Source organism: Thiomonas intermedia, from assembly GCF_002028405.1.
Taxonomy (GTDB): domain Bacteria; phylum Pseudomonadota; class Gammaproteobacteria; order Burkholderiales; family Burkholderiaceae_C; genus Thiomonas; species Thiomonas intermedia.
Map to the genome: position 1 here is coordinate 1,408,984 of NZ_CP020046.1, position 21,725 is coordinate 1,430,708.

Annotated in this window: 20 protein-coding genes; 18 read left to right on the forward strand and 2 right to left on the reverse strand. The window is 67.0% G+C overall.

The genetic code is table 11. From position 1 onward, the window contains the following. Positions 1-288: an accessory factor UbiK family protein gene (locus tag BVH73_RS06615; RefSeq protein ID WP_079417223.1), complete on the reverse strand. Its 288-nt coding sequence runs from the start codon at positions 286-288 to the stop codon at positions 1-3. Between the two features lie 289 nt (positions 289-577). On the opposite strand from BVH73_RS06615, the gene BVH73_RS06620 reads away from it, so the two are divergent. The 18 genes from BVH73_RS06620 (at position 578) to clsB (ending at position 20,115) form a co-directional block, all read left to right on the forward strand. Further along, positions 578-2,173, forward strand: a complete 1,596-nt coding sequence (locus BVH73_RS06620) for an ABC transporter substrate-binding protein (protein WP_079417225.1) — start codon at positions 578-580, stop codon at positions 2,171-2,173. 168 nt (positions 2,174-2,341) lie between these two features. Then, complete coding sequence (locus tag BVH73_RS06625) at positions 2,342-3,352, forward strand: ABC transporter permease subunit (RefSeq protein ID WP_079417227.1); 1,011 nt, start codon at positions 2,342-2,344, stop codon at positions 3,350-3,352. A 17-nt stretch (positions 3,353-3,369) separates the two neighbouring features. Beyond that, positions 3,370-4,317: an ABC transporter permease subunit gene (locus BVH73_RS06630; RefSeq protein ID WP_079417229.1), complete on the forward strand. Its 948-nt coding sequence runs from the start codon at positions 3,370-3,372 to the stop codon at positions 4,315-4,317. After that, positions 4,317-5,315 carry an oligopeptide/dipeptide ABC transporter ATP-binding protein gene (locus BVH73_RS06635; RefSeq protein WP_079417231.1) on the forward strand — a complete coding sequence of 333 codons (999 nt, stop codon included), beginning with the start codon at positions 4,317-4,319 and terminating at the stop codon, positions 5,313-5,315. The genes BVH73_RS06630 and BVH73_RS06635 overlap by 1 nt, the downstream gene beginning before the upstream one ends. Then, positions 5,312-6,319, forward strand: coding sequence for a dipeptide ABC transporter ATP-binding protein (locus tag BVH73_RS06640; protein ID WP_079417233.1), 1,008 nt, complete (start codon positions 5,312-5,314; stop codon positions 6,317-6,319). Before BVH73_RS06635 ends, BVH73_RS06640 begins: the two co-directional genes overlap by 4 nt. A gap of 463 nt (positions 6,320-6,782) precedes the next feature. Then, the gene (locus tag BVH73_RS06645; protein ID WP_013107214.1) at positions 6,783-7,121 is read left to right on the forward strand and encodes a P-II family nitrogen regulator; all 339 of its coding nucleotides are present in this window, start codon (positions 6,783-6,785) and stop codon (positions 7,119-7,121) included. Positions 7,122-7,149: 28 nt separating this feature from the next. Then, on the forward strand, positions 7,150-8,544 hold the full coding sequence (locus tag BVH73_RS06650; protein WP_079417235.1) for an ammonium transporter: 1,395 nt from the start codon (positions 7,150-7,152) through the stop codon (positions 8,542-8,544). Positions 8,545-8,733: 189 nt separating this feature from the next. After that, a complete protein-coding gene (locus BVH73_RS06655; RefSeq protein WP_079420408.1) occupies positions 8,734-9,192 on the forward strand; it encodes a nuclear transport factor 2 family protein in 459 nt (152 codons plus the stop codon). A 39-nt stretch (positions 9,193-9,231) separates the two neighbouring features. Continuing rightward, positions 9,232-9,771: an RNA polymerase sigma factor gene (locus BVH73_RS06660; protein WP_079417237.1), complete on the forward strand. Its 540-nt coding sequence runs from the start codon at positions 9,232-9,234 to the stop codon at positions 9,769-9,771. Next, positions 9,768-10,628: an anti-sigma factor family protein gene (locus tag BVH73_RS06665; RefSeq protein WP_079417239.1), complete on the forward strand. Its 861-nt coding sequence runs from the start codon at positions 9,768-9,770 to the stop codon at positions 10,626-10,628. The genes BVH73_RS06660 and BVH73_RS06665 overlap by 4 nt, the downstream gene beginning before the upstream one ends. Positions 10,629-10,719: 91 nt before the next feature. After that, the gene (locus BVH73_RS06670; protein ID WP_079417241.1) at positions 10,720-11,538 is read left to right on the forward strand and encodes an extracellular solute-binding protein; all 819 of its coding nucleotides are present in this window, start codon (positions 10,720-10,722) and stop codon (positions 11,536-11,538) included. Positions 11,539-11,618: 80 nt separating this feature from the next. Further along, positions 11,619-12,911, forward strand: a complete 1,293-nt coding sequence (gene gshA, locus BVH73_RS06675) for a glutamate--cysteine ligase (RefSeq protein ID WP_079417243.1) — start codon at positions 11,619-11,621, stop codon at positions 12,909-12,911. Positions 12,912-12,918: 7 nt separating this feature from the next. Next, positions 12,919-14,013, forward strand: a complete 1,095-nt coding sequence (gene gshB, locus BVH73_RS06680) for a glutathione synthase (protein WP_079417245.1) — start codon at positions 12,919-12,921, stop codon at positions 14,011-14,013. A gap of 36 nt (positions 14,014-14,049) precedes the next feature. Further along, a complete protein-coding gene (locus BVH73_RS06685) occupies positions 14,050-16,284 on the forward strand; it encodes a sensor histidine kinase (RefSeq protein WP_079417247.1) in 2,235 nt (744 codons plus the stop codon). Between the two features lie 218 nt (positions 16,285-16,502). Beyond that, the gene (locus BVH73_RS06690; RefSeq protein ID WP_079417249.1) at positions 16,503-17,162 is read left to right on the forward strand and encodes a peroxiredoxin; all 660 of its coding nucleotides are present in this window, start codon (positions 16,503-16,505) and stop codon (positions 17,160-17,162) included. 170 nt (positions 17,163-17,332) lie between these two features. Continuing rightward, a complete protein-coding gene (gene nudB, locus BVH73_RS06695; RefSeq protein WP_079417251.1) occupies positions 17,333-17,833 on the forward strand; it encodes a dihydroneopterin triphosphate diphosphatase in 501 nt (166 codons plus the stop codon). Between the two features lie 93 nt (positions 17,834-17,926). Further along, on the forward strand, positions 17,927-18,766 hold the full coding sequence (locus BVH73_RS06700) for an endonuclease/exonuclease/phosphatase family protein (RefSeq protein ID WP_079417253.1): 840 nt from the start codon (positions 17,927-17,929) through the stop codon (positions 18,764-18,766). 2 nt (positions 18,767-18,768) lie between these two features. Then, entirely contained in the window at positions 18,769-20,115 is a 1,347-nt protein-coding gene (clsB, locus tag BVH73_RS06705; protein WP_079417255.1) for a cardiolipin synthase ClsB, read from the forward strand. Positions 20,116-20,449: 334 nt separating this feature from the next. Here the strand turns inward: clsB and BVH73_RS06710 are convergent, their stop codons facing one another. Continuing rightward, entirely contained in the window at positions 20,450-21,691 is a 1,242-nt protein-coding gene (locus BVH73_RS06710; RefSeq protein ID WP_079417257.1) for a sensor domain-containing diguanylate cyclase, read from the reverse strand. Between the last annotated feature and the right edge of the window lie 34 nt (positions 21,692-21,725).

Sequence of the window (21,725 nt, forward strand, 5' to 3'; positions counted from 1 at the left end):
TCAGCGCCAGGCGTCTTCGGGCGATGTGGGCGCCGACTGCGCGCCGCTGTCCAGACGCGCCTGCAGTTCGCGCACCTGGGCTTCGAGCGTATCGATCTGCTGGCGCGCGGCCAGCAGCATGCGCTGCGTGGCGTCGAACTCCTCACGCGTCACCAGATCGAGCCGTCCGGCGGCGGAATGCGCCAGAGCCCGCAGGTTGCGCTGCGCATCGTGCAGCGGCGAGCGCTCAATCAGGCGACCGATTTGGTCGAAAAACGCGGTGTTGCGTTGGCGAAAGCTGTCATTCATGGCGAGCTCCAGAAAATCTCTTGTCACGCATTGTGACCGATTTCGGCACAGCCGCTTTTACCGCCTGGCGGAGAGCCGTCCACCCACCGTGTTGCCAGGCCAGTTGCGAAGGCGCTTCGCCGGGTAAACCGCAGGATTGACGTATACGGAAGCCGTTCTGATAATTCGCCCCTTCATCAGGGATTGCGGCGGGTTGCTGCAGGATTTGCGCTTCTTGGGCGCAAAACTTGCTATAGACTCGGGCCGCTTTTTTGAAACCCAACCGTTCACAACCCATAAGGAAACTTCCATGAGAAAGTCCATTGCCGCACTCGCGCTGGGCGCGTCGCTTGCGGCCTTCAGCCTGCCCGCGCTGGCCGCCAAGACCTTGGTGTACTGCTCCGAGGGCAACCCCAACGGCTTCCAGCCCGCGCTCTACACCGATGGCACCACCTTCGATGCCAGCTCGCGCACCATTTATGACCGTCTGGTCGAGTTCAAGCCCGGCAGCACCGAAATCGTGCCCGGACTGGCCACGTCGTGGGACGTGTCGGCCGACGGCAAGACCTACACCTTCCATTTGCGCCGGGGCGTGAAGTTCCAGACCAACTACGGCTTCACCCCCACCCGCGACTTCGACGCCGACGACGTGCTGTTCACCTTCAACCGCATGCTCGACAAGAACAATCCGTACCACATGGTCTCGGGCGGCACCTACGATTACTTCGATGGCATGGACATGCCGAAAATGATCAAGGAGATCAAGAAGGTCGATCCGTACACGGTGCAGTTCATCCTCAACGTACCCAACGCGCCCTTCCTCGCCAATATGGCGATGGACTTCGCCTCGATCGACTCGGCGCAGTACGCCGACAAGCTGGCCAAGGAAAACAAGAAGCAGGATCTGGACTTGAAGCCCATTGGCACCGGCCCGTTCGAACTCGTGGCCTATCAGCCCGATTCGATGATCCGCTACAAGGCCTTCGCGCAATACTGGCGCGGCAAGGCCGCCATAGACAACCTGGTGTTCGCCATCACCCCCAACGCCTCGGTGCGCTGGGCCAAGCTGCGCGCCGGCGAGTGCCAGATCATGGCCTACCCCAACCCGACCGACATCGCCGCGATGAAGGCCGACAAGGCCATCAAGGTCGAGTCCAAGCCGGGCCTGAACGTCGGCTATCTGGCCTTCAACACCGAGAAGAAGCCGTTCGACAACCTCGACGTGCGCAAAGCGCTTTACATGGCCATCAACAAGAAGTCCATCGTCGATGCCATCTTCCAGGGCACGGGCACGGTGGCCGTCAACCCGATGCCACCGACCATCTGGTCGTACAACAAGGCCATCAAAGACTACTCCTACGACCCGGCCGAGGCCAAGAAGCTGCTGGCCAAGGCCGGTTACCCCAATGGCTTCGAGACCGACCTCTGGGCCATGCCTGTTTCGCGCCCCTACAACCCGGACGCGCGCCGCATGGCGGTGATGATCCAGTCCGACTGGGCCAAGATCGGCGTGAAAGCCAAGATCGTGACCTATGAGTGGGGTGAGTACCTCAAGCGCCTGGGTCAGGCCGAACACCAGACCGCGCTCATGGGCTGGACCGGCGACAACGGCGACCCTGACAACTTCCTCAACACCCTGCTGGGCTGCGCCGGCGTGCATACCACGCAGAACATCGCCGAATGGTGCTATCAGCCCTTCCAGAAGCTGACCACCGAAGCCCAGCAAACCAGCGACGTGGCCAAACGCACCAAGCTCTACGAGCAGGCGCAAGAGGTCTTCCATCAGCAGGTGCCCTGGGTGCCAATCGACTACTCGACCGACTTCATGCCCATGTCCACCAAGGTCCACGGCTACAAGATTCAGCCGACCGGGGTGCACGTGTTCTATGGCGTGAGCCTGCAGTAAGTCTCTTCCTCGGCAACCGGCCGGATCGCGTGAACCCTGCGCGGTTCGCGGCGATCCGGCCGGTTGTCGTTCTGCTCCGCATGCCTCGCCTCATCGCCGATTCACCGCCCATCCGGCGGCAAGCGGCGCGGCGCGGCGTTGCCTTGTCGCCTCTTTCGCACGCCCCGCATGATTTCCTTTCTCCTCAAACGCCTGGCGCTGGTGATCCCGGCGCTGCTGGGCGTGAGTCTGCTCAGCTTCGCCCTCATCCACCTCATTCCCGGCGACCCGGTCACCATCATGGTCGGCGAGCGCGGGCTCACGCCGCAGCGCCATGCCGAAATGCTGCATCAGCTCGGGCTGGACAAGCCGTTGTGGCAGCAATTCGTGATGTATGACTGGAACGCGCTGCACGGCAACCTGGGCACCTCCATCTTCACCCGCACGCCGGTGATGCATGATTTTCTTCAGCGCTTTCCGGCGACGGTCGAGCTGTCGCTGGCGGCCATTCTGTTTGCCATCCTGATCGGTCTGCCCGCGGGCGTGCTGGCCGCCGTCAAACGCGGCAGCTGGATCGACCATACCGTGATGACCGCCAGCCTGACCGGCTACTCCATGCCCATCTTCTGGTGGGGACTGTTGCTGATTCTCTTGTTCTCGGTGCAACTGGGCTGGACGCCGGTGTCGGGGCGACTTTCGCCCGAGTTCTGGATCACGCCGCATACCGGCTTCATGCTGATCGACACCCTCAGGGCCGGCGACTACGACGCCTTCAAGGACGCGCTCAAGCACCTCATCCTGCCGGCCATCGTGCTGGGCACCATTCCGCTGGCGGTGATCGCGCGCATGACGCGCTCGTCCATGCTGGAGGTGCTGGGCGAGGACTACGTGCGCACCGCGCGCGCCAAGGGCGCTTCGCCGTGGCGGGTGATTCTGGTGCATGCGCTGCGCAATGCGCTCATTCCGGTCGTCACCGTCACGGGGCTGCAGGTCGGGGTGATGCTCGCCGGAGCCATCCTGACCGAAACCATCTTCTCCTGGCCGGGCATCGGCCAGTGGATGGTGCAGGCGATCAACCAGCGCGACTACCCCGTGGTGCAGGGCGGCATCCTGCTGATCTCCAGCGTGATCATCCTGGTCAATCTGCTGGTGGATCTGACCTACGGCCTCATCAACCCGCGCATCCGCCACACGCGCTGAACCGGAAGGACGCCGATATGCAAACCGATCCGCAGCGCGAACTCGCGCTGGACGCCGCGTCCGATGCGGCCGAGGGCCACGCCTTCGCCCATGTGGACACCCGACCGCCCCATCCCGCCATCGAGGTCTGGCGCTATTTCCGCGAGAACAAGGGGGCCCTGCTGGGTCTGGCCGTCAGCGTGGCGCTGGTGCTCATCGCCCTCTTCGCCCCCATTCTTGCCCCGCACTCGCCGATCAACCAGGACCAGACGGCATTTCTGCAGCCCCCCGCCTGGCTGCCCGGCGGGAGCTGGACCTATCCGCTGGGCACCGACGCCGTCGGACGCGACATCCTGTCGCGGCTGATCTACGGCTCGCGCCTGTCGCTGTTCGTCGGCCTGCTGGTGGTGACACTCTCGCTGGCCGTGGGCGTGGTGCTGGGCCTGGTGGCCGGGTTCTACCGCGGTTGGGTCGACGGGGTGGTGATGCGTCTGGTGGACATCATGCTGGCGGTGCCCAGCCTGCTGCTGGCCATCGCCATCGTGGCCATTCTGGGGCCGAGCCTGACCAATGCCATCGTCGCGATCTCCATCGTCAACATACCGTTCTACATTCGCCTGGCCCGGGCTTCGGTCATTGCCGAATCCGGCAAGGACTATGTGATGGCCTCCCGCGTGGCGGGTGCCGGGCCGTTGCGACTGATGTTCTCCACCTTGCTGCCCAACTGCACCGCGCCGCTGATCGTGCAGGCCACGCTGGGCTTCTCCAGCGCCATCCTCGACGCCGCGGCGCTGGGCTTTCTGGGCCTGGGCGCACAGCCGCCGACCCCCGAATGGGGCACCATGCTGGCCGACTCGATGCAGTTCGTGCAAAGCGCCTGGTGGGTGGTGACCTTTCCCGGTCTGGCCATTCTGATCACCGTGCTCGCCTTCAACCTCATGGGTGACGGCCTGCGCGACGCCCTGGACCCCAAACTCAAACGCTGATGGCCGCCCTTCTCGACATTCAGAACCTGCGCGTCGAATTCGGCGCCGCAGACCAACCCTTCCGCGCGGTGGACGGCGTCAGCCTCACCGTGCAACCCGGCGAAGTGCTGGGCATCGTCGGCGAGTCCGGCTCGGGCAAGAGCGTCACCTCGCTCGCGCTCATGGGCCTGATCGCCTATCCCGGCCGTGTGAGCGCCGACCGCCTGATGTTCGATGGCCAGGATCTGCTGGCCCTGCCGCCCAAGCGGCGCCGCGCCATCACGGGTGGTGACATCGCCATGATCTTCCAGGAGCCCATGACCAGCCTGAACCCCAGCTTCACCGTGGGATGGCAGATCATGGAGGCGCTGAAAATCCATGAGGGCGGCAACGCCCGCGGTCGCCGCGAGCGGGCCGCCGAGCTGCTGGCGCAGGTGGGCATTCCCGACCCGCGCCACCGCCTCGGCGCCTATCCGCATCAGCTCTCCGGCGGCATGAGCCAGCGGGTGATGATCGCCATGGCCATCGCCTGCAACCCCAAGCTGCTGATCGCCGACGAGCCCACGACGGCGCTGGACGTGACCATCCAGGCGCAGATCATGGATCTTCTGCTGCGCCTGCAGCAAGAACGCGGCATGTCGCTCATCCTCATCACCCACGACCTCGCCGTGGTGGCCGAAGCCGCGCACCGCGTCCAGGTGATGTATGCCGGCCAGGTGGTCGAAACCGCCCGTGCCGACACCGTGTTCGACGCCCCCCGCCATCCCTACACCGAAGCCCTGCTCGGCTCGCTGCCCGAGCGGGCGCAGGGGCAGCGGCGCCTCAACGCCCTGCCCGGCATGGTGCCGGGTCAGCACGACCGGCCTCGCGGCTGCCTGCTCAACCCGCGCTGCCCCTATGTGACCGAGCGCTGCCGCACGGCACGCCCTGTACTTGACGGCCCGGCGGAGCATCAGGTTCGCTGCTTCCATCCTCTTGCCCCGGCGGCGTCCGGTGCCGCCACCCTGGAGTCCGCATGACGACCCCGAACCCTCCCACCCCCGTCCTGAAGGCCGAAGACCTCAGCCGACACTACGCCGTGCGCAACGGGCTGTTCCGCCCCAAGGGCACCGTGCGTGCGCTGGCTGGCGTCTCGTTCAGTCTGCCGGCGGGCCGCACCCTGGCCGTGGTCGGCGAATCGGGCTGCGGCAAGTCCACGCTCGCGCGGCAGGTGACCTTCATCGAATCGCCCACCGCAGGCACCATCCATCTCGACGGCCAACCCGTGGCCCTGCACGACCATGCCGCGCTCAAGCAGGCGCGCACCCAGGTGCAGATCGTGTTCCAGAACCCCTACGGCTCGCTCAACCCCCGCAAGACCGTGCGCAGCACGCTCGAAGAGCCGCTCATCATCAACACCCGTATGACCACGGCCGAACGCCGCGAGCGGGTGGACTGGATGATGGCCAAGGTCGGCCTGCGCACCGAGCACGGCGTCCGCTACCCGCACATGTTTTCCGGCGGCCAGCGCCAGCGCATCGCCATCGCCCGCGCGCTGATACTCAACCCCCGCGTGGTCGTCGCCGACGAACCCGTTTCTGCACTCGACGTCTCGGTGCGCGCGCAGGTGCTCAACCTGCTCATGGACCTGGGCGAGGAATTCGGCGTGGCCTACCTGTTCATCTCCCATGACCTGTCGGTGGTCCGCCATATCGCCGACGAGGTGATGGTCATGTACCTCGGCCGCACTGTGGAGATCGGCCCGCGGGAAACCCTGCTCGACACCCCGCTGCACCCCTACACCCGCGCCCTCATCGCCGCCACGCCGCAGATCGAGGCGAGCCGCCGCCAGGTGCGTGTGCCCCTCAAGGGCGAGTTGCCCTCGCCGCTCAACCCGCCGTCGGGTTGCGCCTTCCACACCCGCTGCCCGCACGCCGTGGCCCGGTGCAAGGCCGAGGTGCCCCTGCTGCGCGTCGTGGCGGGGCGCGAGGTGGCCTGCCATCTCGCCGAGGCGCTCGCCGCCGAGCCCGACACCCCCGCCTGAGGGCGAGGTTGGGAGGGGAGTCCGTTGCATGGCGCGGCCCGCGCCCCGTCCCCACCTCCCGACTCCCGATAGATCGGCCCTCTGCACCAGAACGTGAGCGTTCCCGGTGCACGGCCAGCCCGCGAGCCTCCACACTGTCGTCCAAATCCGCGCGGCGCTACGTCATGGCGCCTCGTCATGGTGCGTATGCACCCGTTTTGCACCGTTTAAGTGCAATTTCTCTCCCGCCTGACCGCGACAGCGGTCCCGAGCGGCTAGAACGCCCCTTTGTAAAGCAGCGCCGACACTGGCATGAAACCTGCTGTAGACACCGGGCATTCAATCCAAGACGACTGAATCGTCAGCATGCTTCGAGGGGATGCATTGAAAACAAATCGATCGGCGTCGCTGCGCTGGGTGCGTGTCATCAAGCCCATCAAAGCATCTTGAACACACTCAATTCCGTCACTGGAAGGAGCAACACATGAAAATGATCACGGCCATCATCAAGCCGTTCAAGCTCGACGAGGTGCGCGAATCCTTGTCGGGCATCGGGGTGACCGGCATCACGGTCACCGAAGTCAAGGGTTTTGGTCGGCAGAAAGGCCACACCGAGTTGTACCGCGGCGCGGAATACGTGGTGGACTTCCTGCCCAAGGTGAAGATCGAGGCGGCCGTGCCGGAAGCCCTGGTCGAACGCACCATCGAAGCGATTGAAACCGCAGCCCGTACCGGCAAGATCGGCGACGGCAAGATTTTCGTTTCTGCACTCGAACAGGTCGTGCGCATCCGTACCGGCGAGACCGGCGGCGACGCCCTCTGAACCCCACCCATTCCTTGAGGCTTTCACCATGAAAAAACTCCTCGCAATCATCGCCTTGTCGATGGCGGCGCTGGCTGGCCCGGGCAGCGCCTGGGCGCAGACGGCCAGCGAACCCGCTGCCGCCGCGTCACCTGCGGCCACCGCCCCGGCCGCCGCGCCAGCGGCCGCTCCCGCTGCGGCGCCTGCCGCCGCGGCGTCCAACCCCGCCGCCTTCATCAACTCCGGCGACAACGCCTGGATGCTGACCTCCACCGCCCTGGTGCTGCTGATGACCATTCCGGGTCTGGCGCTGTTCTACGGCGGCATGGTGCGCAAGAAGAATGTGCTGGCCACGCTGATGCAGAGCTTCGCCATCACCTGCCTGGTGACTGTGCTGTGGATGATCATCGGCTACAGCTTGGCCTTCACGCCGGGCAACGGGTTCATCGGCGGATTGAGCCGGTTCTTCCTGAACGGCATGGGCCTGGACTCGGCCAACCCGCTGGCGCCGACCATCCCTGAGTCGACCTACATGACCTTCCAGATGACCTTCGCCATCATCACCCCGGCGCTCATCGTGGGATCGTTCGCCGACCGCATGAAGTTCTCGGCCCTGCTGTGGTTCATGGGCATCTGGCTGCTGGCCGTGTACGCCCCGATCGCTCACATGGTGTGGGGTGGCGGCTTCCTCGGCGGTGACGGCGTGCTCGACTACGCCGGTGGCACCGTGGTGCACATCAACGCCGGTGTCGCCGGTCTGGTGGCTGCACTGGTCATCGGCAAGCGCGTGGGTTACGGCAAGGAAGCCATGCCGCCGCACAACCTGGTGCTGACCATGATCGGTGCCTCGCTGCTGTGGGTGGGCTGGTTCGGCTTCAACGCCGGTTCCGCCGTGGCTGCAAGCGACCGCGCCGGCATGGCCATGGCCGCCACGCAGATCGCCACCGCCGCTGCCGCACTGGGCTGGATGTTCGCCGAGTGGATCGCTCGCGGCAAACCCACCATTCTGGGCATCACCTCCGGCGCTGTTGCGGGTCTGGTGGCCATCACCCCGGCGTCCGGCTTCGTCGGCCCTGGCGGGGCGCTGGCCATCGGCCTCATCGCCGGCGTGGTCTGCTTCTGGACCGCGGTCTACATGAAGGAAATGATCGGCTATGACGACTCGCTCGACGCCTTCGGCGTGCATGCCATCGGTGGCATCGTCGGCGCCATGCTCACCGGCGTGTTCGCGGTCAAGGCCATCGGCGGCACCGCCGGCGCCCTGGAAGGCAATATGGCCCAGATCCTGATCCAGGCCAAGGGCGTGGGCTTCACCATCGTCTACGACGCCATCGTCACCTTCGTCATCCTCAAGGTCATCGACATGGTCATCGGCCTGCGCGTCACCGAAGAGCAGGAACGCGAAGGTCTGGACATCAGCCTGCACGGCGAGCAAGTGCTCTGAGCGCAAGTTTCCCGACGGTGCGGCGGCCAGCCGCCGCACCCGAAGGCGTCTCCTCATCCTGTCCCCAGGATGTTCCCACCGCCCCGAAATACCGGGGCGGTTTTTTTTCGTCCAGGAGTCTGTCGGGCTTGGGAATAATCGCCGCGCCAGGCCGTCCATGCAGCATCCCCCACCCAAACGGAGCTGATGATGAACACCGCAACCCGCCTGACCCCCACCTTCGCCGCCGCGGCACTGGCCCTCTCGGCGCTCTGGATCGCACCGTCGGCCTACGCCGACACCCCCACCGAGGCCGCCCGGGCGCACATCGAGGCGATTGCCGCGGGCAATGTGGACGCCATCGCCGCCAGCTATGGCCCGGACGCCGTGCTCGAATGGGTTGGCGGCCCGCTGGACGGCCGCTACGCCGCAGCCGACACCATCAAGACCACCTGGACCAAGTTCGCCAAGGCCAACGGACCGCTCAAGGCCGAGATCTCGCATCTGCAGGAGTCGGCCAATCCGAAGGGCGCCACCGTCACGGCCGATGTCGTGTTCCAGGGCAAGGCGGCGATTCCGGTGCGCTATGTGCTCACCTATCGCGACGGCAAGCTGGTCGATGAAATCTGGCAGATCGACCCCAAACTCGCCAGCAAGGGCGGATACTGATCCCCACCACGGCTCGCCTACCCTCGAACCCGCCCCGCCATGGCCGACCGCCACCAACTGCTGACCGAGCAGATCCCGCATCTGCGGCGATATGCCCGCGTTCTCCATGCAGGCCGCATGGCCGACGCCGACGATCTGGTGCAGGACACGCTGGAGCGCGCCGTCAACAAATGGGGGCTCTGGCGAGGCGTGGGCAGTGTGCGGCCCTGGCTGTTCTCCATCATGCACAACCTGTTCGTCGATCAGTGCGCCGTGCGCCAGGCGCAGGCCACGCAGGCGCTGGACGATTTGCCCGACGGCGCCCTTCCGGCGCAGGCCGCCACCCAGGAGCTTCGGCTTGAGGCCCTGGAACTCCTGGCCGCCCTGCAGCGCCTGAGCGTGCCCTTGCGCGAGGTGCTGCTGCTGGTGGCCGTGGAAGGGCTCAGCTATGCCGAAACGGCCAAGGCGCTGAGCGTGCCCACCGGCACCGTGATGTCCCGCCTGTCGCGCGCGCGCAGCCAGCTCTGGCAACTCACCCACGGTGAAGGGGCGCAGCGTCCGGCGCTGCGCGTCATCGACGGTCAAAGGAGTGTGGGATGAACCCGCAACGCCCCGATCGCGACATCCTCATGGCCTATGCCGACGGTCAACTCGACGACGTCCGGCGCGCCGAGGTCGATCGCTACCTGGAACACGAAGCCCGGCTGGCTCAGACGGGTGAACCGCCCCCTCCGGGCGCGCACAACCCGGTGCGTGCCGAGATCGCCGCCCTGCAGGCGCAGAACCTGGCGCTGCGCGAGGCGCTCGCCCCCTTGCTCGACGAACCTGTGCCCGCGCGTCTGCTTCAGCCTCTCGCACCGCCCGCGCGCCCCTGGGTGCGCGCGGCGGCGGTGGCATTGTGGATCGGCGTGGGCGCGGTGGCGGGCAGCCTGATCACCCGCGAATCGCAGCAGGACGGCGCCGTGGTCGCCGCGCAGAACGAAGGCATGCAGCACTTCGTGCATCAGGCCGAACTCGCCTACGCCGTCTACACCCCGGACGCACGCCGACCGGTGGAAGTGCGCGAGGGCAGCGATCTGACCACCTGGCTGTCGCGCCGCCTGCAGCGTCCCATCGTGGCGCCCGATGCCCTGCCTGGCGGCCTGGTGCTCATGGGCGGCCGCCTGCTGCCCGGCATGCCGGGCAAACCCGCCGCACAGCTCATGTACCAGGACGCGCAAGGCCACCGCGTCACGGTCTATCTGCGCGGCATGGCCAAACCCACCGCCGAAACCTCCTTCCGCATCGTGCCCGGAAAGCAGGCGTCCACCTTCTATTGGGTGGATCGCCAATGGGGCTACGCGCTGACCGGCGATCTGCCCCGCGCCCAACTGCTGGACGCGGCGCGCGCGCTCTACCAACGCTACACCGCCGACGATCCGGCCCCTCCGGGCCCCACCGCCGCGCCGCAAGCCTGACCCCGCGGCGTCTCTTTCGATTTCCCCCCGCCTTGCAGACCGACGCCCCGGCGTCGATAGGCCGGGCTTTTCTCGACCTTCAGGAGCGCTCATGACCCAACCCATCTCACCCAAGCCCAACGCCACCCGCCGCACCTTGTTGCGCACCAGCCTGCTGGGCGCCGGCCTGCTGCTAGCCTCGACCTCGCCGCTGGCTCTGGCGGACACCCCCCCGACGCTCAAGGTTTACGGCCCCGGCGGCCCCGCACCCGCCATGCACGAGGCCGCCGCGGCTTTCGAAAAGGCCACGGGCATCAAGGTCGAAGTCACCGCCGGCCCGACGCCGAAGTGGATCGACGCCGCCCGGGCCAACGCCGACCTGATCTTCTCCGGATCGGAAACCATGATGAGCGACTTCGTCACCGCCATGAACGGCCAGCTCGACAGCGCCGACGTCATTCCGCTCTACCTGCGGCCCCTCTCCATCCTGGTGCGCCCGGGCAACCCCAAGCACATCACCGGCTTCAAGGACCTGCTCAAACCCGGCATCAAGGTGCTCGTGGTCAACGGCGCCGGACAGAACGGGGTCTGGGAAGACGCCGCCGGCCGCCTGGGCGACATCCGCACCGTGCGCGCGCTGCGCAAGAACATCGTCGCCTATCCGGGCAACAGCGCGCTGGCCCGCCAGGCCTGGATCGACCGGCCCGACATCGACGCCTGGCTGATCTGGAACATCTGGCAGGTTTCCAACCCCAAGCTGGCCGAACAGGTCGCCGTGGAAGAGCCTTACCTGATCTACCGCGATACCGGCATCGCCCCGACCGCGCGCGGCAAACAGCAGCCGGCCTCGCAGCAGTTCATCGCCTTTCTGCAAAGCCCGCAAGGCGCGGCGATCTTTCAGCGCTGGGGCTGGATGACGCACGGCGCCTGAGCGCGGCTCGCCCCCGCCCGAGCACAACCTCGCGGGCTCTGCAAGAATCGGGGAATCTTCATGCATTCCCCAACAGAACAATGATCCCGCATCTCATCACGTCCTCGGGCGATCCCGTCCTCGAACTCGAACAGCGCATCCTCGAAGCGCAGCCGGCCATCGAACGCTGGTTCCGCCTCGAGTGGATGGAACACACCCCGCCGTTCTACAGCTCGGTCGATCTGCGCAATGCCGGCTTCAAGCTCGCGCCGGTCGACACCAATCTGTTCCCCGGCGGCTTCAACAACCTCTCCCCGGAGATGATGCCGCTGGCCGTGCAGGCCGCCATGGCCGCGATCGAGAAAATCTGCCCAGAGGCCAAGAACCTGCTGGTGATTCCCGAGAACCACACCCGCAACACCTTCTACCTCGAGAACGTCCACACCCTGATGCGCATCTTCCGCCAGGCCGGGCTGAACGTGCGCCTGGGTTCGCTCGACGAATCGCTGGCCGACCCCATGCATCTCAAGCTGCCGTCGGGCGGCGAACTCGTGGTCGAACCGCTGATCCGCAACAAACTGCGCCTCGGCCTGAAAGACTTCGATCCCTGCACCATCCTGCTCAACAACGATCTGTCGGGCGGCATCCCGCCCATCCTGCAGGGCCTGCACGAGCAATACCTGCTCCCGCCGCTGCACGCCGGCTGGGCGGTGCGGCGCAAATCGCACCACTTCCATGCCTATGACGACGTGGCGAAGAAGTTCGCCAAACTCATCGGCGTGGACCCGTGGATGCTCAACCCCTACTTCACCCAGTGCGGCAAGATCAACTTCCAGGAGCGCCATGGCGAAGACTGTCTGGCCGAGGCGGTCGACAGCGTGCTCACCAAGGTGCGCAAGAAGTACAAGGAATACGGCATTCAGGAAAAGCCCTTCGTCATCGTCAAGGCCGACGCCGGCACCTACGGCATGGGCGTGATGACCGTGCGCGACCCCAGCGAAGTGAAAGACCTCAACCGCAAGACCCGCAACAAGATGAGCGTGGTCAAGGAAGGCCTGGAGGTCAGCGAGGTGCTGGTACAGGAAGGCGTGCCCAGCGTCGAACGCCTGCAGGAAGCGGTGTGCGAGCCCGTGGTGTACATGATGGACCGCTATGTCGTGGGCGGCTTCTACCGCGTGCACGCCGACCGCGGACCGGACGAGAACCTCAACGCCCCCGGCATGCACTTCGTGCCGCTGGCTTTCGAGGAGCAGTTCAACGTGACCCACCCGGAAGCCGCCCCCGGCACCAACGGGCCGAACCGCTTCTACATGTACGGCGTCATCGCCCGGCTGGCCATGGTGGCCGCCAGCTATGAGCTGGAGCGCACCGACCCCGAAGTCGAACTGGGCTGAGCCAGTCATGCAACTGCTGTTCATCGCCGACCCGATCACGTCCTTCAAGATCTACAAGGACACCACCTTTGCCATGATGCGCGAAGCGCAGGCGCGCGGCCATGTGCTCTGGGTTTGTGAAGCGGCCGATCTGCATTGGAGGGGAGGCAGCCCCACCCCGGCCCTCCCCGCAAGCGGGGAGGGAGTGGTCTCTCCTCCCCCACCGCGCGGGGGAGGTTGGGAGGGGGAGACTGCAGCCACCACGCTTGCCGCAGGCGCCGCCCCAGTCACCGCCGTTTGCCGCCGCATCGAACTCACCGGGGCCGCGTCGGGCCACGACTGGTACCGCGTGCTCGACCAGCGCCCGCTGGCCTTGCGCGAGGTCGATGCGGTGCTCATGCGCAAGGATCCGCCCTTCGACAGCGAATATTTCTACGCCACGCATCTCCTGCAGCAGGCCGAGCGCGAAGGCGCTGCCGTGTTCAACAGCCCCCGGGCGCTGCGCGACCACCCGGAGAAACTCGCCATCCTGGAGTTTCCGCAGTTCATCACCCCCACCCTGGTCAGCCGCCGCGCGGCCGAGATCAAGGCCTTCTACGGCGAGCATGGCGACGTGATTCTCAAGCCGCTCGACGGCATGGGCGGCACGGGCATCTTCCGCCTGCGCCAACAGGCCGATGGCAGCCCCGATCCCAACCTCAACGTGGTGATCGAAACCCTCACCGCCTTTGGTGCCACCACCGTGATGGCGCAGCGCTTCGTGCCCGCCATTGCGCATGGCGACAAACGCGTGCTGATCATCGACGGCGAGCCCGTGCCCTATTGCCTTGCGCGCATTCCGCAAGGCGGCGAGACACGCGGCAATCTGGCCGCCGGCGGCCTGGGCGTGGCGCAGCCCCTCTCCGAAACCGACTGGACCATCGCCCGCGCGCTGGGCCCGGTGCTGGCCGCGCGCGGCCTGCTGCTGGTGGGCATCGACATCATTGGCGACAAGCTCACCGAGATCAACGTCACCAGCCCCACCTGCTTTCAGGAAATCACCCAGCAGTCCGGTTGCGACGTGGCGGCTCGCTTCGTCTCGGCGCTTGAAAGCGCGGTCGATAGGGCGGTTGGCCGTCATTGACGCCCCCCCTCGACCCTGGGCGACAATTCGCCCATCATGTCGCTGCCGCAAACCCGCTCCGCCCGCACCCTGATGGCGGCCTTGCTGCTGGCCCTCGCCGGGGTCACGTCGGCGCTCTATCTCGCCCTGCATCAGCCCTGGCTGGGGCTGACGCTGTCGCCCCGCTTCGACCCTTACAGCCCGGGCATTCTGGTCAGGCGCGTCGACCCCGACGGCCCTGCGGCCGCCATCAACCCCGGCTCGCGCCTGCAGTCCATAGCAGCCGGTGGGCAGCGCGTCATGCTGCAGGCCAGCGACCTGGTCGAGGAGCCGGACTTTTTCGAGACCTATGACCAGGTCGAGAGTTTCTTTCGGCGCCAGACCCGCATCGCCGCGCTGCAGGCCCAGCCCCTGGTGCTGAGCTGGCGCGACCCCGCCGGGCAGATCGTCGAGGCGCCGATCACCCCGCAGCCCGACCGGCCGCTGTCCAGCCTGCCCTGGGTCTTCTGGTTTCAGCTGATTTGCGGCGGCGTCGCCCTGCTCGTCGGCGCCTGGGTGTACGCCCTCAAACCCCAGAGCTGGCCGGGGCGTCTGCTGGCCCTGTCCGGGCTGCTGTTCCTGCCCAATACCTATTCGGCCGCGATCTACAGCACCCGCGAGCTGGCCATTCCCGCAAGCCTGTTCGAAACCCTGTCGGCGATCAATCACCTCGGTGGCCTGGGCTTCGGCGGCGCGTTGGCGGCGCTCTTCATGGTGTATCCCGCACGGCTGGCGCCGCCGAAATGGCTCTGGCCCGTGCCCTTCGTCATTGTGGGCTGGTGGGCCGCCGATGTGCTGCGCCTCACCCCAGATGTGAGCTGGGGCGTGCGCATTCCGCTGCTGATCGAAATCCTGCTGGCCGTCGCCCTGGCCGTGGTGCAGTGGCGACGCAGCGCCATGCGGGCCTCGGACCGCGCCGCGCTGCGCTGGTTCATGCTCTCGGCCATGCTGGGCACGTTCACCTTTGTCGTGTTCACCTTCGGGTCGCGAATGTTCGGGGTGTTTCCGCCCATGCAGCAGGGCTACGCCTTCGGCTTCTTCCTCGCCATGTATCTCGGCCTGGCGCTGGGGGTGGGACGCTACCACCTGTTCGACCTCGATCGCTGGGCCTATCGGCTGCTGCTGTGGGTGCTCGGCCTGGGGCTGATCATCGTGCTCGACATGCTGCTGGTGCTGCTGCTGAACTGGCGCCACGAAACCTCGCTGCTGCTCACCCTGCTGCTGGCCGGTCTGCTGTATCTGCCCCTGCGGCAATGGCTCTGGACACGCATGATGCAGGGCGAGCTGCCTCCGGTCGACCGGCTGCTGCCCGAAATCATTTCAGTGGCCTTCACCGCCCAGTCGCTGGAGCGCGAACGACGCTGGCTCGGCCTGCTCGACCGCCTCTATCAGCCCCTGCACAACCTGCCGCTGGCCACCGAGAGCGCCGAGGCGGCGTCCGGTCTGGCTCAGGACGGCATGGAACTGCGCGTCGCCTCGGCGGGCGGCATCGGCGCCCGCTGCCTGCAGGGGCGCAGCGCCGGGCAGCGGCTGTTCACCGTGACCGATGCCGAGCTGGCGGCCTCGCTCGTGAGCCTGTTCAACCAGGCCGCCTCGGGCCGCGATGCGCTCGAAACCGGGGTGCAGCAGGAGCGCGACCGCATCGCCAGCGACCTGCACGACGACATCGGCGCCAAGCTGCTCACCCTGCGGCATCTGGTGCACGGCGAGCGCGAGCAAGCCATGCTGATGACCACCATCGACCAGCTCCGCGCCATCGTGCGGGGCTTGCAGCAGCACGCGCAGCCCTGGGAGGATTTCGCCGCCGACATGCGCTCGGAGACCGCGCAACGCCTGGCTGCCGCCGGCATGGCACTCGACTGGCCGCCGCCCCTCATCGGCGGCCTGAGCGCCGCGCTTCCCCACCCGGACGCCGCTGCGACCCTGCCGCAGGACACGGCGCAGCAATACCACCTGCGCGCGCTGCTGCAGGAGGCGGTGAGCAATGCCATCCGCCATGCCCGCGCCAGCCGGGTGTCGGTGCGCCTGTCCCTCCTCGACGGCGACCGACTGCGGCTGGACGTCATCGACGACGGCATCGGCATCGATCCGCAACACGCCGCCAGCGGGCACGGCCTGAGCAGCATGCAGATCCGCGCCCGCGCACTTGGCGGACAGATCCAGTGGCGCCAGCCGGGCGACGGCGCCACGCCGGTTTTCAGCCTGGGCACCCACGTCGAGCTGGTTTTTCCGCTTCATCTCGCGATCCGCTGATCTTCCGCCGCGGCCATGTCCCGCGGTGCTACACCCTTTGTCACATCGACGAGCGCGACGCGGCGCACAATGAAACGTTGAGGAACAAGGAACATTATGTGTTTTTCCTAACTGTTCAATTGTGACAATCGATTGGATCAATTTCAGGGTTATCCCTAGACTTCTTCCTCAACGGCTCACACGCCGGATGATTTCTTCCCACGATAAGGACCTCAACCATGGAACAAACCACTGAAGTTTTCGGCCTCCCCCGCCTCAACGAGCCCGCGCCGAATTTCGTCGCCAAGACCACCCACGGCGATCGCACCCTGGCCGACTACAAGGGCAAGTGGCTGATCCTGTTCTCCCACCCGGCGGACTTCACCCCGGTGTGCACCACCGAATTCATGGGCTTCGCCCGTGAAGCCGAGACCTTCAAGTCGATGAACTGCGAGCTGCTCGGCCTGTCGATCGACTCGATCTTCGCCCACCTGGCCTGGGTGCGTTCGATCAAGCAGCACTTCGGCGTCGATATTCCCTTCCCCATCATCGAAGACCTGAAGATGGACGTGGCCCGTGCCTACGGCATGATCCACCCCGGCGCCGCCGACACCCAGGCCGTGCGCGCCACCTTCTTCATCGACCCCAACGGCATCCTGCGCGCCATGGTGTACTACCCGATGAGCAACGGCCGCTCGATCAACGAGTTCGTGCGACTGCTGCAAGCCCTGCAGACCAGCGACAAGCACGGCGTGGCCACGCCGGAAGCCTGGTGCCCGGGCGACAAGGTCATCGTGCCGCCGCCCAAGACCTCCGCCGCCGCCGAGGAGCGCGTGTCCAAGGGCGCCTCCATGGGCATGGAAGTGACCGACTGGTACTTCTCCAAGAAGACTCTGTAAGTCGCGCACCGCCCGGCACGCCCCGGTCATCCCGCGATGATTGAGGGGTGCCCCGGAAACGAGGCCCCGGCTCTTGCCGGGGCCTCGTCATTTCAGGCCGCCAAAATCTGCGGCGCTCGGGCAAGCCACCGCCAACGCAGCCCGGCGCGTCCTTCCTTAACATGCGGGTCATGGATGCCTCGACCCTTTCCCCTCCCCTGTCAGATGCCGGACGCAAGATTCCGGTCTCGGTGCTGGTCGTGATCCACACCCCGGCGCTCGAGGTGCTGCTGATCGAACGCGCGCAGCAGCCGGGCTTCTGGCAGAGCGTGACCGGCAGCATCGACGCTCCGGGCGAGTCGCTCGCCGCCACGGCGCGGCGCGAAGTGGCCGAGGAAACCGGCATCCACACCGGCACCGCGGCCCTACCCAGCGGGGCGCTGCGCGACTGGCACCTGGCCAATGTGTACGAGATCTATCCGCTCTGGCGGCACCGCTACCCGGCGGGCACCTGGAAGAACACCGAGCATGTGTTCAGCCTCGAAGTGCCCGCAGGAACCGCGGTGACGCTGGCGGCGCGCGAGCATCGCGCCCAGGTCTGGCTACCCTGGCAGGAGGCGGCGCGGCGCTGCTTCTCGGCCTCCAATGCCGACGCCATCCGCCAGTTGCCTCACCGCCTCATGCCCCGCTGAAGGCGCTCAAGGTGAAACAGCCCCCTAACTTGCTGCGCGCGTTCCCTCCCGAGGGCGGTGTCAGTTCCTTCGGGGCGACCGTGCGGAACTGACATGGAACTTCGCGTCGCCTCCTACAACATCCACAAGGGCGTGCTCGGACACGGCCCGGCCAAGCGGGCCAGCATCCTGGAATTGCACACCGCCTTGCAGGGACTCGAACCCGATCTGGTCTTTCTGCAGGAAGTGCAGTTTCTGCATCAGCGCCACGCCAACCGCCTGAGCGGCTGGCCCGCGCTGCCGCAGCACGATTTCCTCGGCCAGGCCCTGGGCATGCACGCGGCCTACCGCACCAATGCCTGCACCCGTCATGGCGAGCATGGCAACGCGCTGTTGTCGCGCTACCCTATCATCGACATCGACCACTGCGACGTCTCGGACCACCGCTTCGAGCAACGCGGCCTGCTGCACGTGCAGGTGGCGCTGCCCAGGGGCGGGCCGCTGCATTGCATCGTGGTGCATTTCGGGCTGTTCGCGGCCAGCCGCCAGCGGCAGACCGATCGCCTGCTCGACTACATCGCCGCCCGCGTGCCCGCGCAGGCCACCCTCATCGTCGCTGGTGACTTCAACGACTGGCACGGCCGCATCGGACCGCAGTTGCAACAGCAAAGGCTGATCGACGTGAGCGAGCCGCCGCTCAAGACCAATGGCAAGACGTCCTGGCGCAATCGGGTGCGCACCTATCCAGCGCGCTTGCCGCTGATGCCTCTGGACCGGATCTACGCCCGCGGTCTGACGGCCAGCGAGATCGGCCTGGGCTGGGGCCGCGCCTGGGCGCGGCTGTCCGACCATGCCCCGCTGCTGGCCGCGCTGCGCTGCGATCTGCCCGACTGCCCCGAGGCCCCGGGGCCGGGTCTGGCCGCTCAAGGCAGCAAGACCGACATCGCCGTGTGAGCATGCGGCCCGACCCGCCGTCCGCGCCGGATGACATTCCGCTGAACTGGGTCCACGGCGCCGCCCCGCGTCTGCTGCCCTTCGGCAGCGCGCTGTTTCCGGCGATGCACAGGGCCATCGAGCAGGCGCGCGAGAGCATCTGGCTGCAAACCTACATCTTCCATACCGACGAGGCGTCGATGGGCATCGCAGGCGCGCTGTGCGATGCGGCGCGGCGCGGCGTGCAGGTGCGGGTGCTGGTGGACGGGCTGGGCTCGGGACGCAGCATCGACACGCTCTCCGGCCGTTTCGCCGAAGCCGGGGTGGAATTCATGGTGTTCCGCCCCTGGCGTCTGTGGACCGACGTGGTGCAGCGCGGGCGCTGGCGGCGGCTGCATCGCAAGCTGTGCGTGGTCGATGCGCAGATCGCCTTCATCGGCGGCATCAACCTCATCGACGACCGCTTCGACCTTCACCACGGCTGGAGCGCCGAACCCCGGCTGGACTACGCCGTGCAATACCACGGCCATCTGGCCCGCCAGACGCAGTGGGTGATGCAGCGGCTCTGGCTGCGCACCGTGCTCACCGGCAGCCTGCAGCGGCGCCTGCGCAAAATGCCGGGCCCCGGCGTCTTCGACACCTCGCCCAACCGCCGCGCCTACTGGCAGGAACTGCTGGACTGGGGCGGCCCGATGCCCGAGGTGCAGGAAGACGGCAGCCCGCTGCGCCCGGAGGCTCCGCAGCCCGCCAAGGCGGCAGCCCCGGCCCCTGAGACCGAGCCGGGCGCCGCGGCCAGCCTGGCCACCCTGGTGGTGCGCGACAACTTCTCGCGGCGGCGCGCCATCGAGCGCAGCTACATCCGCGCGATCCATCGTGCCCGCGAGCGCGTGCTCATCGTCAGCCCCTACTTCTATCCGGGACGGGAGTTTCGCCAGGCGCTGAAAAACGCGGCCGCGCGCGGGGTGCGCGTCGATCTGCTGCTGCAGGGCCGCATCGACTATCGCATGGCGGCGTGGGCCGCCCGCGCGCTTTACGGCGAAATGCTGCGCGCGGGCGTGCACATCTTCGAATACACGCCGGCCTATCTGCATGCCAAGGTTGCCGTGGTCGACGAGGACTGGGCCACCGTGGGCAGTTCCAACATCGATCCGCTGTCGCTGCTGGTCAACCTGGAGGCCAACCTGGCCGTGCGCGACCGCGCCTTCGCGCGCGAACTGGGCGCCCACGTCGAGCATCAGCTTGCCCGCTCGCTTCCGATCAACACGCCGGACCGCCTGCGCACGCGGGCGCCGTGGTGGCTGAGCCCCTTCGTGGCCGTCGCCGCCCGCGCCTTCGTCGCCCTGGCTGGCGGGGTGCGCAAGGAATACTGACCCCGGACTGGCCGCTATCGATCCGGAAAGGCGAGGGATGCAGGGTTCAGGGACAACGCCACGCGACGGACTCCCCCTCCCAACCTCCCCCACGGCGTGGGGGAGGAGAAAACAGCGCTGCGCGCGATCGGCGCAAGCCCCTCCCAACCTCCCCAGCGTTGTGGGGGAGGAGAAAACAGCGCTGCGCGCGCGACCGGGGCAAGCCCCTCCCCCAACGGATGACGGCGTTGTTTTGCTCCCTCCCCACCCGTGGGGAGGGTTGGGGTGGGGAGGGTGGACCCTGCGTGACAGACCCACGGCCTGCCCGGGCGCCGGGTCTGCGCCCCCAGGCCGTCTACCCGCAGACCTGATTGCGGCCCGAGGCCTTGGCGCGGTAAAGGGCTCGGTCGGCGCGCACCAGCACGTCGGCCGTGCGCAAATCACCGGGGCGCAGTTGGGTCATGCCGATGCTCACCGTCAGCGCCACCGTGGCGCCCTCGGGCAATGCAATGGCCTGGGCGCTGACGGCCAGGCGCAGACGCTCGGCGATCTGCAGCGCCTCGGCCTCGTCCGCGCCGTCGAGAATCAGCAGGAATTCTTCGCCGCCCAGCCGCCCGAAAAAATCGCGGCTGCGCTTTTCCTGATTGATGATCTGGGCGAAGCGGCACAACACCCCATCGCCCGCCGCGTGGCCGAAACCATCATTGACCCGCTTGAAGTGATCGAGGTCGAGCAGCAGCACCGACAACGGCGCCTTGCGCTGCAACAGCTGGTCCAGGATGGCCAGCACGCTGCGCCGGTTGTGGATGCCCGTGAGGCTGTCGCAGGTCGCCAGATGTTCGAGCCGTCGCTCCAGCGCCTTGCGTTCACTGATGTCGCGCCAGATACCTTCGACGCCGGCGTATTGGCCCTGCTCGTCGCGCAAGGCCTGGGTGCTGATGGAGATGTCGATGATCACGCCGTCCTTGCGCCGCATGCGGCCCGGAAAATCGTGCACGGCACCGTGCTTGCGGATCTCGGCCACGAGGGCATCGCGCTCCGACAGGTCGGGATAAAACGCCGCGGCGGGCAAGCCGATGATTTCCTCGGCCGTGTAGCCCAGCACGTTCTTCACCGCCGGGCAGACGTAGCGGGTGATGCCCTGGGCATCGGTGCGATAGAACACGTCCTGCATGGTGTTCATCATGCGCTGGAAGTCTTCGTCGGTCTGCCGTAGCTGCTGCTCCATCGCGGCACGCTCGGTCATGTCGAGAAAGGTCGACAGCACCGCCGTGTGGCCCTCGATAGGCAGCGTGGTGCTGCTCATCGCCAGCATCAGCGGCCGCCCGTCGCAGGTGTAGGCGCGGATTTCGGTGACCGGATTGGTGCCGCCGCTTTCGGCATGACGCAGCCGCGCCAGCGAGCGGTGCAGATCGAGCGGGTGGATGAAAGTCTCCAGCGTGCGCCCGATAAGGTCGGACGGCTGGCGCGCCTGCAACAGCCGCAGCGCCGCGGGGTTGGCGTAGCGCACGACATCGCCCACCAGCATCACCACACAGGCCGGCAACAGCTCGATCCATTCGGCGCCGGGAGGGCAGGCCCCGGCCGTTTCAGCCATGGCGGCGTCTCGGCGCAAAGACTGCGCGCCGGGG